General features: G+C 35.2%; 15 protein-coding genes. 3 read left to right on the forward strand and 12 right to left on the reverse strand.

Going from position 1 to position 15,993, the window contains the following annotated elements; translation table 11 throughout:
• Nucleotides 1-187: 187 nt before the first annotated feature.
• Nucleotides 188-1,207: a phenylalanine--tRNA ligase subunit alpha gene (gene pheS, locus J8H85_RS17465; protein WP_209656778.1), complete on the reverse strand. Its 1,020-nt coding sequence runs from the start codon at nucleotides 1,205-1,207 to the stop codon at nucleotides 188-190.
• 323 nt (nucleotides 1,208-1,530) lie between these two features.
• Here pheS and J8H85_RS17470 point away from each other — a divergent pair, with 323 nt between their 5' ends.
• Both J8H85_RS17470 and J8H85_RS17475 read left to right on the forward strand, forming a co-directional pair.
• Nucleotides 1,531-2,139: a hypothetical protein gene (locus J8H85_RS17470; RefSeq protein ID WP_209656780.1), complete on the forward strand. Its 609-nt coding sequence runs from the start codon at nucleotides 1,531-1,533 to the stop codon at nucleotides 2,137-2,139.
• Nucleotides 2,140-2,346: 207 nt separating this feature from the next.
• Entirely contained in the window at nucleotides 2,347-3,072 is a 726-nt protein-coding gene (locus J8H85_RS17475) for a hypothetical protein (protein ID WP_209656782.1), read from the forward strand.
• A gap of 204 nt (nucleotides 3,073-3,276) precedes the next feature.
• Here the strand turns inward: J8H85_RS17475 and J8H85_RS17480 are convergent, their stop codons facing one another.
• Nucleotides 3,277-3,633: a hypothetical protein gene (locus J8H85_RS17480; RefSeq protein WP_209656784.1), complete on the reverse strand. Its 357-nt coding sequence runs from the start codon at nucleotides 3,631-3,633 to the stop codon at nucleotides 3,277-3,279.
• 117 nt (nucleotides 3,634-3,750) lie between these two features.
• Between J8H85_RS17480 and J8H85_RS17485 the strand changes: the two genes are divergently transcribed.
• Nucleotides 3,751-4,308: a CvpA family protein gene (locus J8H85_RS17485; RefSeq protein WP_209656786.1), complete on the forward strand. Its 558-nt coding sequence runs from the start codon at nucleotides 3,751-3,753 to the stop codon at nucleotides 4,306-4,308.
• Nucleotides 4,309-4,508: 200 nt separating this feature from the next.
• Here the strand turns inward: J8H85_RS17485 and J8H85_RS17490 are convergent, their stop codons facing one another.
• The 10 genes from J8H85_RS17490 to J8H85_RS17535 form a co-directional block, all read right to left on the reverse strand.
• Nucleotides 4,509-5,135 carry a carbonic anhydrase gene (locus tag J8H85_RS17490; RefSeq protein WP_209656788.1) on the reverse strand — a complete coding sequence of 209 codons (627 nt, stop codon included), beginning with the start codon at nucleotides 5,133-5,135 and terminating at the stop codon, nucleotides 4,509-4,511.
• A 100-nt stretch (nucleotides 5,136-5,235) separates the two neighbouring features.
• A complete protein-coding gene (locus J8H85_RS17495) occupies nucleotides 5,236-5,985 on the reverse strand; it encodes an SH3 domain-containing protein (protein ID WP_209656790.1) in 750 nt (249 codons plus the stop codon).
• A 1-nt stretch (nucleotide 5,986) separates the two neighbouring features.
• Nucleotides 5,987-7,759 (reverse strand): BatD family protein, encoded by a 1,773-nt coding sequence (locus J8H85_RS17500; protein WP_209656791.1) that lies wholly within the window; start codon nucleotides 7,757-7,759, stop codon nucleotides 5,987-5,989.
• A gap of 83 nt (nucleotides 7,760-7,842) precedes the next feature.
• A complete protein-coding gene (locus tag J8H85_RS17505; protein WP_209656793.1) occupies nucleotides 7,843-8,664 on the reverse strand; it encodes a tetratricopeptide repeat protein in 822 nt (273 codons plus the stop codon).
• Nucleotides 8,665-8,844: 180 nt separating this feature from the next.
• Nucleotides 8,845-9,882, reverse strand: a complete 1,038-nt coding sequence (locus J8H85_RS17510) for a vWA domain-containing protein (protein WP_209656795.1) — start codon at nucleotides 9,880-9,882, stop codon at nucleotides 8,845-8,847.
• Nucleotides 9,883-9,988: 106 nt separating this feature from the next.
• Nucleotides 9,989-10,996, reverse strand: a complete 1,008-nt coding sequence (locus J8H85_RS17515) for a vWA domain-containing protein (RefSeq protein ID WP_209656796.1) — start codon at nucleotides 10,994-10,996, stop codon at nucleotides 9,989-9,991.
• Nucleotides 10,996-12,657 (reverse strand): BatD family protein, encoded by a 1,662-nt coding sequence (locus tag J8H85_RS17520; protein WP_209656798.1) that lies wholly within the window; start codon nucleotides 12,655-12,657, stop codon nucleotides 10,996-10,998. Before J8H85_RS17520 ends, J8H85_RS17515 begins: the two co-directional genes overlap by 1 nt.
• 7 nt (nucleotides 12,658-12,664) lie before the next feature.
• A complete protein-coding gene (locus J8H85_RS17525) occupies nucleotides 12,665-13,531 on the reverse strand; it encodes a DUF58 domain-containing protein (protein WP_209656800.1) in 867 nt (288 codons plus the stop codon).
• Between the two features lie 91 nt (nucleotides 13,532-13,622).
• Complete coding sequence (locus J8H85_RS17530) at nucleotides 13,623-14,624, reverse strand: AAA family ATPase (RefSeq protein WP_209656856.1); 1,002 nt, start codon at nucleotides 14,622-14,624, stop codon at nucleotides 13,623-13,625.
• Between the two features lie 185 nt (nucleotides 14,625-14,809).
• Nucleotides 14,810-15,910, reverse strand: a complete 1,101-nt coding sequence (locus J8H85_RS17535; protein WP_209656802.1) for a DUF4382 domain-containing protein — start codon at nucleotides 15,908-15,910, stop codon at nucleotides 14,810-14,812.
• Nucleotides 15,911-15,993: the final 83 nt, after the last annotated feature.

Genomic DNA, 15,993 nt, shown 5'->3' on the forward strand with positions numbered 1-15,993 from the left:
AATTCAGAGCCTGTCTTAGTTCACTTTATTTCCTTTCTCTTTCTTAAATTTATAAAAACAAATCTAAAGGAGCTTGTCGAAATATTTTAACTTATCGATAATCAATATCGGTTTCGACAAGCTAACTTGACAAATAAAATGTAATTTACTTTTAAGACAGCCTCAAAAATCGTTTAAAACGAGTGGATTATAGGGCAGATTTAAACTGCTCTAAGAAGCGCACATCATTCTCACTTAATAAGCGGATATCACTAATTTGGTGAAGCAACATGGCAATACGGTCTATCCCTACGCCAAACGCAAAACCAGAATATTCTTTAGAGTCAATGTTGCAGTTTTCCAAAACATTAGGATCTACCATTCCGCAGCCACCAATTTCCAACCAACCGGTTCCTTTGGTAATGCGGTAATCCGATTCGGTTTCCAAGCCCCAATACACATCAATTTCTGCACTTGGTTCTGTAAATGGGAAGTAAGAAGGACGCAAACGTATTTTAGATTTCCCAAACATTTGGGTGGTAAAATATTGAAGCGTTTGTTTTAAATCTGCAAAACTGACATCCTTATCAATATACAAACCTTCCAATTGGTGGAAAAAACAATGCGAACGTGCCGAAATAGCTTCGTTACGATACACACGACCCGGTGAAATGGTACGGATAGGTGGTTGATTATTTTCCATATAACGCACCTGTACCGAACTGGTGTGGGTACGCAATAAAATATCGGGATTTGTTTGAATGAAAAACGTATCCTGCATATCGCGTGCCGGATGGTATTCTGGCAAGTTTAATGCGGTAAAATTATGCCAATCGTCTTCAATCTCAGGGCCTTCACTTACGTTAAAACCAATGTTTGAAAAGATATCGATAATTTGATTTTTCACGATAGAAATCGGGTGGCGTGCCCCTATTTGGATGGCATCCCCTGGACGCGATAAATCGCCATAAACACCTTTTACCTCTTCTTTACTTTCAAGTTCTTCCTTTAAGGCGTTTACTTTCTCTTCGGCTGTTTTTTTAAGGGTGTTTATTACTTGTCCGAATTCCTTTTTTTGGTCGTTGGCTACGTTTTTAAACTCAGAAAAAAACTCATTAAGCAATCCTTTTTTTCCTAAGTATTTAATTCTAAAAGCTTCTACTTCCTCTTTGGTTTGTGCTTTAAAAGCATCGGCTTCGGCAATAAGTTCTTTTATCTTGTCTATCATGGTTCGTTCAAAATGATGGCAAATTTAATCAAAATATCGTCATTACGAGGCGAAAACCACCAAGTAATCTTTTAAAATGTAAACAGATTGCTTTGGCAAATACAAACCCAAGGGCGGTTTTTAGCAATTGAAATGACCAAAAAGTTTTGGAAATGCAAATAGATTGTAGTATAAATAATTAAAATTTTAACGTATTTTTTTACAGAAAATAATTTTATATTTACGGGATAACAGTAGCAATAAACTTACCGTAACCAGAATTATTTTTGGGATATGAGTGATGGATGTTGTTATGTAAGGAGTTCGCTACAATTAAACAATAAATGAGCAAAACAAAGGAAACAATAAATCTATCGGAAAAACAATTTGACCTATTTAAAAGTCTATTGATTGCAATCGTCAGTGGATTTAGTGTAGTCTTATTTCAACAAATGTTTTTTAAAAGTAATGTTGACTATGAATTACGGAAAGATATTTTAAAAGATAATTATGAATATTATGTTGCAATTCAAAACTTTGCGGATTTAAATAATTATACCGAATATAATTTTGAAAAAGTACAAAATATCGGAACACCTAGAATACTGATTGACGTCAATACTAATGATACTATTCAGCGAGACACTATTTATGAATACTCAAAAACGAATAAAAAAATTATAATACCAACGATATCTGTAGATAGCTTAAGGCAAAAAAAATGGATAGCTGAAAAAAATTACATCGAGACGAATAAAAACAAAATTGACCAAGATATTTATTTGGATTTTCAGGAAATAGTTAGCATTGTTGAAAATAACTCTTGGCCACAAGAAATCTCCTTTGAGTCTTTAAATAAAAATATCTGGTCTGAAAAAAAATTCGAAAATACTTGGTCTGAAAAAAATATGAAATTACATTATAAAGCAAGTCAATACATAAAAATTAAATAACTGTGGCTAACATGCTATAACAAATAAAAAGTTAAAAAGATTCTGAAAAGCAACAATACACCCTTCAAAACAAAACAGAATCCCTATACCTTTTCCACAAACAAAACGAACAGCATTGGTACTTGGTAATAATTAACACATTGTCACGTCTTAAGTCCTCGCACACAAATACACAACTTTTTCATGTAAATAAACTTTAGGTAAAATTTGAAGAAACACTACGAAATACAGAATAAACTTTTGAGAAGATTGATTTTCGACAATCTGAAAGTGACTTTATTGTTGGTAGTTTTATTTCCAATTTATTTTAAGTTGAAAAACGGAACAGAATTTTTCTTCGAGGAATTTATGATTTGGTTATTAATTGGATTTACTGTTATAACAAATATTCCAGCAATTGTTATTTATTTAAATTATTATCGAGAGAATAAAAACACGAAATTTACTTTAGACTTTGAAGAGGAAAAGATAATTATAACAAAAGACGGAATTGAAAAAGAATATTTAAAAACTGAAATTATAAAATCTACTTATCACTTAGGAATTTATTATAAAAATGCCATTGATAGAGCTGGAAGATTACCAATGCTAATTTCTGATTTTGGTTATTGGGATTTACAATTCAAAAATGGAGACAGATATTATTTAAGTAATATTCTGCACGATTTTCTTCACGAAGCACCTCAAGTTCCAAAAACTAAATATAGATTTAGATTTTATCCTTACATCAATAAAAAGGACACCAAGCAAGCCATAAACCTAAATGAAAAACCAAAAAAAGAAAAAACCTTAACGGAAACCTTTATTGAAAAATTTAAAACCAAAAATGATAAACAATTAAGAGAAATTATAGACAATAAAAAAAGTTATCAGAAAGAAGCTGTGGAAGCTGCGGAATTTGTTCTGAAAAATAAAAACGTTGGCATCAATTAATAAATGAAAATACTTAAACTAACTTTTTTATTTCTATTAATATCCAACATGTGTTACAAACAAAATCCTGAAAACCCACAATATTCAACCTTCAAAATAAAAACAGAATCTCTATTTCTTTTCCATTAACAAAACGAATAGGATTGGTACTTGGTAATGATTAACAGATTGCCGCGTTCTGCTTCCTCGCCATGACGTAAAGAACTACTGGATATACTCGGTTTCTAAAAAGTAGTTTACAATGGCTTCTTTCATTAAAACACTTTGCTCGCCTGCTTTTAAGTGCGGTAAGGTTTCAATGGTTTTGTAATGTGGCCAACCTTCGGCATCCACAAAATCGAGCTCGTAATAGCCATAGGGTGCCAAAAGTTTGCAAATGGCAATGTGCATTAAATCGAGTTTGTGGTCTTTTTTAAACTCACGGTCAAACTGCCCAAGCTCTTGCACGCCTATTAAATAAATAATGGCATCGAGGTCCAGCGTATCGCCATCGGCAAATTGATTGGATAGTTTGTTTACTACCAATTCCCAACGTTCTTTTAATTGTTCGTCTCTAGACATTTATTGAGTTGAAAAGTTTAAAGTTTTAAAAGTTCAAAGTTAGCAAACTTCTAGGTTCTTGCAGATAGTTATGCTTAAAATTGAAAAAAATTGTAGGTTTGTTAAAACGGATTACACATGGTGGCTTTGGATGTTGTTTTATTGGCCTTTTTGGTACTTGGATTTGTAAGAGGCTTTTGGCGTGGTTTTTTTGTTGAAATAGCATCGTTAGTGGCTTTGGTAGCGGGTGTTTATGGCGCATTTCACTTTAGTGCCTATGCCTCGGAATTTTTAAGGGAAAAAGTAGATTGGAATGAAAACACCATAAACATTGTAGCCTCTTTTGGTACGCTGATACTGATAGTTTTGGCCATTGCTTTGGCGGGCAAAGCGTTAACAAAAATTGCCGATTTTGCCGCTTTGGGATTGTTTAACAAGCTTTTGGGAGCTCTTTTTGGTGGTTTGAAAATTGCCGTTATTTTAAGTGCAGTGCTTATTGTTTTTGAAAAGATGAACCGCCCTGTTCCTTTTACAGAAGAAGCTGATAAAGAAGTTTCGGTTTTATATGCGCCCGTAAAATCTATCATTCCGTTGATTTTCCCCAATTTAATGGTGAATGGAAAACCTATTGGTGATGATTTGGATGAAGAGGAAGAAATAAATATGCAAAGTGCCTTGCTTTTTTTGAAGGATTAAGAAGTTAACTGCTTATCCGAAATCAAACATTAATTACTGTCTCCTCGAGCATTGCCGAAATCAAAACATGTTTTGGTTGAAGGTCGTTCGCAAAGCGAATCGAGTGGTTATTAAACTTAACAACTTCAAAGTGAGGTCTCGACTGCGCTCGACCTGACATGGAGAATTTTATTATGATTGATTACGGATATGCGATAAAATTAATCCAAATGATAAATCTCTCGGATGCTTTCAAGGATATTTTCAAAATCTATTTTTAAATCTATCAATTCCCCTGTATGAACATCGAACACCCAACCGTGAACTTTTAATCCGCGTTCTCTGGCTGCTTTTTGTACCGCTGCCGTTTTAATCAGGTTTACACATTGCTCTTGAACGTTAAGCTCCACAAGGCGTTCGTACTTTTTTTCTTCATCTGGAATAGCATTCAACTCGGTTTTATGGATACGGTACACATCGCGTATGTTACGCAACCATGGGTTTAGAAGACCCAAATCGGCCGATTGCATTGCTGCTTTTACACCGCCGCAAGCATAGTGCCCGCAAACCACCACATGATTTACTTTTAAATGCTCTACAGCATAATTCACTACCGACATTACATTTAAATCGATGCTAATTACCATATTGGCGATGTTACGATGTACAAAAACCTCACCAGGACCTAAACCCATGAGTTCTTCGGCAGTAACACGACTATCGGAACAACCAATAAATAATAATTCTGGACTTTGACCTTCACCTAAATTTTCAAAGTATTTGGCATCGGTAGCCAATTTATCTTTAATCCATTGTTTATTGTTCTTAAAGACTCTATCTAGGTTCATATAGTATGGTGTTTGGTTAAAGATACATTAAAAATCAACCTAAGGATACGAAGTAGTTTCCAAAAAAAATATTTTTATTTTGAGGTAAGTTTCGGTGGTATTAAAGTGCTTTGATGTCTTCGGCAGAAATCCAACCCGTTTTACCATCTTGAAGCTTTATTTTTTTCCAATTATCTAGCGTATCTAAAACTTGTACTTTGGTGCCTTCGTGTAACCTGAAAGATTCTTCACTTCTATTGTTCGGGGCATTTTTTACCAAACTTTCCTTTGCAAATACAATAGCTGGCTGGTCCTTTTTATCTAAGTTGTATTTATGGAAAGCAAACAACAAGGCAACACACATGATGGCCAAAGCGGTTAAACTCCCTAAAAAAGCAAGCCGTTTTCTTAATGAGGAATAGGCAAAATAATAGACCAAAAACAAGATAACAAAACAAAACACAAAAGCTATGGCGGTTTTAGCCCACCCATCAAAAGTCATGCTGTTGGTAGCATTGTTCAAAATTTTTGATAAGCCTGCTTCTGGAACCACATCTATGGCATCAATGGTCATGTTTTGTGCAAAAGCTAGGTTATTTTTTATGTCCTCATCATTGGGCGACAACTGTAAAGCCTTTTCGTAATAATAAATACTTGGTGCTATGTTGTTTAACTTGTAATGTGCATTTGCTAAATTGAAATACAGTTCTGCCGAATGGTTTTTAGTATCTAAAATGCTTTTGTACTTATCTATAGCTTCGCCATATTTCCCTTCGTTGTACAAGGCGTTTGCCTGTTCAAAAATAGCTTCGTTTTGGGCTAATACTGCAAAACTGAACAAAAACGATAGTATGTAGAGTAACTTTTTCATCTTAACGTGCTTGTTTATCTATTAATGAAATGGTTTTAGCTGCTTTCTCATAATCTTCTTGCATGGTTACAATATCTATGGGGGTGTAACGCGCTAACTCGCAGCTTTCCAAAATACTAAAGAAATCTTTAACCACACCTGCATCTACTTGTTTCTCGGTAAGTAAGGTATCGATGCGTTCTTTACTTAATTCGTAGGTTTCAATATGTAATTTCGCCTTTAAGTAATTATGCAGTGCTTTTTCCAAAGCAATATAAAAGGCTTCTTTTTTACCAAGCGATTTTTTGGCACTGCTTAAGTATTTTCTAGCCAGTTTATCGGCCTTTCTAATTCTATTTCCATACACATCGGCATCTCTAGTTGCTTTTTTGTTTCTTATAACAATAGCTAATGGAATGGCTAAAAAAGGCAATAGCAACAAACTCCAAAAGGTGGTAGTTTTGAAAAAAGTGGTACTGTGTACGCTTTCAAAATTGGTGCTTGTTTTAATATATGCAAACTGGTCTTTGTTTAAAACTACGGGTTGTTTTCCATTATTGGCAACCGCTGCACTGTTAGCGTTCGCGTTATTAATGGGGCCATCCAACACATCTAAAACAATCTCATCGGAAGATAATCGTTTATAGGTTTCGGTTTTTAAATCGAAATACGAAAAGGAAATACTCGGTATGGGATACTTGCCCTTAAATTGTGGTACAATGGTATAACTATCGGAAATGGCACCTTGCATGCCCGCTAAGGTTGTATTAACTTCTTCTTTATGTTCGGGTTCATAAACCTCCAATGAACTTGGTAGCGTTACTTTAGGAAGCTTAAAAAGTTTTAAATTCCCGTTTCCTTTAACCGCGACTTTTAACTGCAACGATTCGGATGCGCTTAATTCCTTTTTTGAAGGTGTAACATCAAAAGTAAAATTCCCAACGGCACCAGAAAAATCTAATGGCTTGCCTTGTTCGGGCAATGGTTTTACCGTAATGGTGCTATTGCCCGCCGAAACCACTTTGTTGGTACGCGTCATTAAAACACTTCCAAAAATATCGCGTCTGTTGGATGGCACGCGCAAAGCAATGTCCAAACTTAAAGGTTCTATTTCAAGCTTTCCGGTTTTTTGAGGATACAAAACCACTTTCTTTAAAACCAAAAAGCGGTAATCTTCACCTTTAAAAGTTCCGTTTTGTACTTTTTGACCTTGCGTATCTATATTCTGGCTCCAAAAATCGTTATAGCGTGGGCTGTCCAATTCATTCCAGTTATCTACCGCTATATTTGGAGACACGTACAATTTGTAAACTACCGTAATGGCTTCGTTTAAATAAGGATTGGTTTTTGAAATTTCAGCAATTAAATGAATGCCTTCTGAAGCTATATAATCTGGATTATTAGGGTCTTTAGGTACTTCTACTGCTGCCGTAACCTCAATGTTAATGGGTACTGTTTTATACGTTTCGCCTCCAATATTAATAGTTGCCTGTGCAATGGTGAAGTTCCCGCGGCTTTTGGGAGCTAAAAAATAACTATAGGTTTTTTTGAAACTTCTAACCCCATTGATCCATGAATTGCTAACCGATTGATTGGGGCCACCAACGACGTTGAAATTGGAAAAATCGGGCGGATTGAAATTATCGCCATCTTGATTCATTTCAAAATCGATACGCAAACGCTCATTTACCCCAAGTTTTTGTTTACTTACTTTGGCATCAAACTTAACTTGTGCTGAAGCTATACTTGTAACAAGTACGATTAGTAGTAGGTATGTGTGTTTTATAAGTTTCATAATGATTTACGATTTTAGAAGTACGATTTACGATTTTGAAGATGTAGAAATCAAAACTCGTAATTCATAATTCGTAATTCGTTTTACCAATCTTTATCAGTTTTTACTTTTATTCCTTTTTGCTTTTCGGCATTTACTTTTTCTTGAACTTTTTGTTCTTGATTGTTCATGGCTTCTAGCAGACTTTTAACCTGTTGAGGCGACATTTGCCCTGGACGTGGTTGCTGGGGCTGTTGTTTTTCATCTCCTTTTCCTTTATCGTCCTTTTCATCTTTAGGCTTTCCTTTATCATCTTTTTTATCATCACCTTCTTTTTGGTCTTGATCGCCTTTATCCTTTTGGTCTTGGTCTTTTTTATCGTCGCCTTCTTTTTTGTCCTGATCCTTTTTATCGTCCTTTTTATCTTTATTATCCTTGTCGTCTTTCTTATCGTCTTGATTGTCTTTTTGTTGTTCAGCACATATTTTAGCTAAACCTAAATTGTAACGCGTTTCTTCATCGGTTGGATCGTTTCTCAAAGCGTTTTTGTAAGCTTCAACCGCTTCTTGGCATTTTTTGTTTTCCATAAGCACATTGCCTATGTTGTGGTACGCTTTATGTTTTTCTTCTTTTGAAGTTGCAATTTTAGCCGCTTGATCCAATCGGTACAGCGCTTCTTCTAAATTTCCTTTTTTTATGTAAGAACTCCCTAAATTATAAATACCCGCAACGCTTGTAGCTTGCTCTGAAATGGCCTTTCTATATTCCTTTTCAGCTGAAACAAAATCCTTTTCATTAATTAAATTATTGGCCTCGTACACATAATTATTTGCTTTTTTAGCTGCCAATAAAGCTTCCTTGTCTTTCTCTTGCGAAAAGGAAAAGGTTGCGGTTAATGTTATTATAATTAAAATTATATGCTTCATATTATCATTCTTTAATCAACTTATAAATATATAAAACCTAATAACTGCTTCTAGTTAAAGGTTTTATAAAAAATAAACATTAACGAGTAACGAATGCTGATTTTGAATTGCTGAATCACTAATTATTATTCCCATTTATGTTCCAATATCAAAAAATCGTTATTCTGAATTCGTTATTCTTTAGAGGTTTTCGTTAAATAAATTCAATTTTTTTAACCAAGCAGTTTTACGGTCTAATAAGAAAATATCGAGCAGTAAAAAGAGAACAGCAAATGCTAAAAACCATTGAAATTGGTCTTTAAAATCGGCATATTCCTTCGTTTCAAACTCTTTCTTATCCATGCCGTTTAAAATATCACCTATTTTTTTAACGACATCGTTTGTGTTTCTTCCGTTCAAATATACGCCATTGGCTTCGGCTGCAATAGTTTTAAGGGTTTCTTCATCCAAACGGGTAATAACCGTTTCGCCTTGGCTGTCTTTTTTGTAATTCAATACAATACCATTACGTTTTTCTGGGATGGGACCTCCTTTTACATCGCCAACACCAATAGTGAAAATTCTAATACCTGCTTCCTTGGCTTCTTCGGCCACTGCTGCTGCTTCCTCGCTGTGGTCTTCACCATCAGAAATAATGATTAGAATACGATTGGTTTGCTCTTCATCATCAAAATAGGTGGTTGCCAATTTTATGGCTTCATTTATAGCGGTTCCTTGTGATGATAACATATCGGTATTCATACTTTGAAGGAACATTTTTGCCGAACCATAATCGGTTGTAATGGGCAACTGCGGAAATGCTTTAGCAGCATAAGCGATAATACCCACACGGTCGCTAGCCAAATTATTGATGATTTGAGTTACCAATTGTTTTGCTTTGTCTAACCTGTTTGGGGCAATATCTTCGGCAAGCATACTTTTTGATACATCGACAGCAAACACAATATCAACGCCTTCGCGTTTTATGGTTTCCAATTTCGTGCCAATTTTTGGGTTTACCAAGGCAATCGCTAAACAGGCAAATGCTAAGCTTAGCACCACTATTTTTAATACCGATTTGAACAATGACGTATTGGGGCTTAATTTTTTAAGCAATGCTTTGTCGGCAAATTTGCGTTGGGTGCGGTGTTTCCAAAATTGAAGCACCAAAAAGAATAGGATGATTACCGGAATAACTCCTAATGCCCAAAACCATATTTTTTCGTCTAATTGATACATTAATTGTTTATTTGTTTTTTGTGGATTTGTTTATTTTATAAATACAAATTCACAAAATTTTTAATAAAAGTAGGTCTCGACTGCGCTCGACCTGACATTTCAGTTTCTATACAAAACTTCTAAAAAGTGTGTTTCTAAGTAAAAACTCTATTAATAAAAATAAGCCCGCTAACAATACCAACGGACGGTATTTTTCCTCATAATTGTAATATTTAAACTCTTCAACATCCGTTTTTTCAAGTTTATTTATTTCATTATATATTTCTTCAAGCTTTTTGTTGTTTGTGGCTCTAAAATATAAACCACCAGTAACTTTTGCTATGTCTTTAAGTAAGGCCTCATCAATTTCAACGGGAACACGTGCGTATTGAAACTGCCCATTTCTTGGGTCTAACGCTACGGGCGATAAGGCCATTCCGTTTGTTCCTAATCCGATTGTATAGGTTTTAATACCATATTCAACTGCCAATTCACTAGCGATTTTTGGGTCTATAAAACCTGTATTATTAACCCCGTCAGTCAATAAAATAATGACTTTACTTTTTGCTTTACTATCTTTTAATCGGTTTACTGATGTTGCCAACCCCATACCAATGGCAGTTCCTCCTTCTATAATCGTGTTATATTTTATATCTTTTAATGACCTTAATACAATTGATTTATCACTGGTAACAGGTGTTCTTGTATAGCTTTCACCTGCATATTCCACCAAACCTATTCTGTCGTTCGGTCTGCCTTTAATAAATTCTGCCGCTACGTTTTTTAAGGCTTCCAATCGGTTTGGAGATAAATCTTTAGCCAACATACTCGCCGAAACATCAATGGCCATTACAATATCAATACCTCTTGTTGTTTTGGTTCTTGAAGAAACATCTACCGTTTGTGGTCGTGCCAATGCTGTAATTAGTAGAGCCAATGCCAACAAACGCAGTATGAACAAACCGTGTTTTAATTTTGGCAATACCGAATGGGTAAGTTTAAACCCTTTTATGCTAGATATTCTAAGTTCGGCCGTTTGTTTTTTGTGCTTAAAAATATACCACACAATAGCCAAAGGCAAAATTAGAAGTGCCCAAAACCATTGTTTATTTAAAAAATCGATGCCTTCAAACATTATTCTTCTGCTTTTTTAAGTTCAACTGAATTTAAAATACGCGCTATCATTTGGTCTGCATACTCATCATCCAAAGGATAGGATAAAATAATTTGCTGCAACACATTTTCTGAAGTAAACTGCAACAACACATAATTTCCTTCTTGAACTTTCTGCGTTATTGGGTTTTTAACTTTTAATGTACCATAGGTTTTCAACCCTTCGGCGCCATTTGGTGTTATAAACTTATCTCTTAGTACCACAATGTCTTGCGCACCTTGAGCTTCAATGCCTTTAAGACTTCCTTCGGAAGCTTTTTCTAAATCAATTTTATTTTCACCTAAATTTTTATAGGACGTAGTCGAAACCATAACACTGAACATGTCCAACAAGGTTCCGTACATAAAAGCCGTTTGCGTTACTTGGGCTTTCATTTCATCGGGTAATGGAAGCTCTACACGTGTTAGCACTTTTGGTGTTGAAATGGTAACTGGTGGGAAACCGTATTCGCTGGTTACCCATTCGCCTTCTAAAAGTTCTACGCTATCGTGACCAATAATAGTGTCTTTTACATAGTTGAAACCATATTTTAAACCAAAACCAACAAATGTTGCCATTAATAGAAATACACCAATTACAACGGTAACAATAACTTTTTTGCGTTTCTTTTTGCGTTCTAACTCCTCGCGGTATTTTTCATCCAAAAGTTTTTCTTCCTCGGTGGGTTCTGGAAGTGCTTCTTTTACATGGTCTATTTCAATATCAATGGTTTTTCTATCTATTTTGGCAAGCTCTACATCTACCGCAGATTTTGCGAATTTTACCAAATCGGCACGTTTTAAGATGCTTTCTAAGTTTCTAATATCTTCTTTACTTAGCTCTATTTGATTGCTTTCTTTAAGGATGTTAAGTCGGGTAATCAACTCGTCCGTAGTGCTTTCCAAAGCCTTATCATAAACTTTTTCATCAAGATATTTTCTAATAATGAAGGTAAGCTCCGAATAATATTCTTTTATAGATTCGGTTTCCAAATAATGGCTTTCGTCAAGCTTTCTTAAGGCTAATTTTGCTCTGTCGTAAGGTGGTAATAAGGCTATTTGTTCTGCTTCGGTTAATGGTTTTTTTCGCCAAATGAACCAATACATTAAAAACCCAATCACACCAATTATTAAAAGCGTTATCAATAAATATTTCCACCAATCGCTGCCTTTTTTATCAACCTCTATGATGGGTTTTATATCATAAAGCCCTTGTTTTGTAGTATCTACAACCACATTATTAACCTCAACTTTTAACGAATCGGTAAAAAATGTTTTATCGCCAATAATTATTTTTTGCCTTGGAATGGTGTATTTTCCAGAATCGAATTGGGTTAAACCATACTTTTTTATCAGGTTGTATCTATCGTTCTTTTTGATGGTATCAATGGCGTACGATTCAATCATTTCCAAAGGTGAAAATGTTTGCCCTTCGGGGAACACCACCAAGCTATTTGGTTTGCTTTCCACTTCAATTTTATAGGTAATTTGTTGTCCTATTTTGATTTTTGTGGAATCGATTGACGATTTTACCTGTGCGTTTAAGACACTAGACGATAGAATCAAGAAGAAAGAAAAAAAGACCAATGACAGATGCCTGTTGACCATGGCTTTCATATTCGTAATTCGTAATTCGTAATTCATAATTTGTTTATCCTCTTCTTTTAAAATACCCCAACATTTTTTTTACATAACTCTCGTCCACACGGCAATCGATGGTACCTGCGCCCGATTTTGTAAAACTCTCTCTGTAATAATCTACTTTTTCTTGGTAGAACTTAGCGTAATTTAAACGCACCTTTTTTGATGATGTGTTAACCAGCATATACTCGCCCGATTCTTCGTCTTGCATCTGGACCACACCCAAATTTGGTATGTCTTCTTCACGTTTATCGTATACTCGAATACCTGTTACATCGTGTTTACCAGAAACAATTTTCATGGTTTGATTGTAATCATCCGCAATAAAATCAGATAGTACAAACACGATGGCTTTCTTTTTCATAACGTTTTGCATGAATTTTAAAGCTTCGGCTAAATTGGTTTGTTTGCTTTCCGGTTCAAACTCAATCAATTCTCTAATGATACGCAATACGTGGGAGCGTCCTTTTTTTGGCGGGATGTAAAGCTCCACTTTATCTGAAAATAATATCAGCCCTATTTTATCGTTATTCTGGGTTGCCGAAAACGCCAAAGTAGCGGCAATTTCAGTAACCACTTCATTTTTAAATTGGGTATCGGTACCAAACATTTCAGAGCCCGAAACATCTACCATAAGCATCATGGTAAGTTCGCGCTCCTCTTCAAAAACTTTTACAAAAGGTTCATTGTAACGTGCTGTAACGTTCCAATCGATATTTCTAACATCATCACCAAATTGGTACTGGCGAACTTCGCTGAAAGTCATACCTTTCCCCTTGAAGGTAGAATGGTATTCACCTCCAAAAATATGATCGGACAAACGGCGTGTCTTAATCTCTATTTTCCGTACTTTTTTTAGTAATTCTTTAGTATCCATTTTTTAATTTACGATTGTAGATTTTTGATTTACGACTTCATACATTACTGAAAATCATAAATCGTCATTCGTTATTCTAAAATCTGAAATCCTATGGTACTTCTATTTCGTTTACTATTTTGTTGATGATGTCTACCGACGTTACATTTTCAGCTTCCGCTTCGTAAGTAATGCCAATTCTGTGTCTTAGCACATCATAAACTACGGCACGTACATCTTCAGGAATTACATAACCACGACGTTTGATGAAAGCATAACATTTTGCTGCGGTAGCTAAATTGATACTTCCACGAGGTGATGCTCCAAACGAAATAAGTGGTTTTAAATCGGCAAGTTTATATTTTTCTGGGTAACGCGTAGCGAAAATAATATCAAGAATGTATTTTTCAATTTTCTCGTCCATGTACACATCACGAACTGCTACCTGCGCTTTTAAAATTTGTTCTACGGAAACTACGGGGTTTACTTTATCCCAAGCACCTTTCATGTTGGCGCGCATAATTAGTTGCTCTTCAGCAATTTTTGGGTAGTCAATCACTGTTTTAAGCATGAAACGGTCTACTTGCGCTTCTGGTAATGGATAGGTTCCTTCTTGCTCAACAGGGTTTTGGGTTGCCATTACTAAAAATGGTTTGTCTAACTTAAAGGTTTCATCTCCAATGGTTACTTGTTTTTCCTGCATCGCCTCAAGTAATGCCGATTGCACTTTTGCAGGTGCACGGTTAATCTCATCTGCCAATACGAAGTTTGCAAAAATAGGTCCTTTCTTGATGGAGAAGTCGTTAACCTTCATGTTGTAAATTAAAGTACCGGTAACATCGGCAGGTAATAAATCTGGGGTAAACTGTATTCTGCTAAAGCTACCATGAACAGCCTGTGCCAAGGTATTAATGGCCAAGGTTTTCGCCAATCCGGGAACACCTTCAAGCAAAATATGTCCTTGCCCTAGCAAACCAATAAGCAAACGTTCAACCATATGCTTTTGCCCTACTATGACCTTGTTCATCTCTAGCATCAGTAAATCAACAAAAGCACTTTCCTTTTCAATTTTTTCGTTAATTGTCTTAATATCAATAGTACCTGTTTCTTCCATCATTTATATTTTTTTTAACGCCCGAATATACTAAGCTTATTTGAGCAGTGCAAATTGTTAAAATTTTTCTTTGAACGCTGTTAAATATTGGTTAAAATAATTGGGGTACAGCGTTAATACTAGGTTAAAATAAAAAGAGCAGCTTCCTTAAGAAACTGCTCTTTAACTATTTGATATTGTTTAATTTATTGAGCCACCAATGTAATATCTGCTAAAGTAGTTAGCATATTAGCTGTTACTATAGCTTCTATATCTTGCGATACATATCCTGCAGCACCAACCGTTACTGTGTAAGTTCCGGCTGGAAGATTTTCAATTAAGAATTCACCATTAGCATTAGAATCAACCGTTGCCAGAACTTCAACCGAGCCTTTTAATTTTACAGTTACTGCAACAACGATATCATTTGTTACATCTCCACTAATAGAACCTGGCTTTAATTGTAATTCAATAGGGTTTGAAATAGTAGTCGTTTCTCCATTAACAACGGTTGCCATCGCGCTTCCAGAACCGTAATTAGAAGTTTCATCTAAAGGTGTAACAACAACCTCATAAGTTCCGGCAGGAACTCCCCATAAGGCAAAAGCACCATTTTCATCTGTATTTGCTGAAATAATAAAATCATCATCCGTTTCTGGCGTTCCTTTATCATCTACCAATACGGATGCTACCGCAGGTACATCTGACGGACTTACTGTACCTTGAATAATCCCTGAACTAACTTCTGCACTCGCATAAAGCACAGGCTTTAAGATAATGTTGCCTGAATTTCCGGCCATTACAATAGATTTTTCCACATCAAAATCTAACACAAAATCATAAGTAAATCCTTCTTCTAAAACCGTGTTTATTTTCACCTTCAAACCAGATTGTTGCGCACTTGGTGTTTTAAGTTCGTACTCCGCATCCCCAGTCTCACCTTCTATAACGATGGTATTTCCATTGCCCAATACCAAACGCATTTGGCTTAATGTTCCAGCAGGTATTGGAAAACGATCTACCAGAACCTTACTAAACCCGCCAGTAAAATCTAATAAATTAACCGTTCCGTTTTCTGCGTTTAAAGATATCCATCCACTATCGCTGTCTGAATCATCATCCATTTTGACCATAACATCTACAATCTCTACATTAACAGCTTTATAATCGCCCGGAGCATCCACAAGTCTTACTGATATGGTTGGATCCGATTTGTCAATACTATTAGAATCTGAATCTGTACAAGAAAAAACAAACGCTAATAATAGTAAAGAGAATAAAAGTTTTAATTTTTTTAGAGTTTTCATAAACATGCTATTTTTTAAATTTACACTATAGTTTTATATACGCACATCTTTGTTGATTTGGATGCTTTAAACTATTTCAACCA

Source organism: Mariniflexile gromovii, assembly GCF_017814435.1.
Lineage (GTDB): Bacteria > Bacteroidota > Bacteroidia > Flavobacteriales > Flavobacteriaceae > Mariniflexile > Mariniflexile gromovii.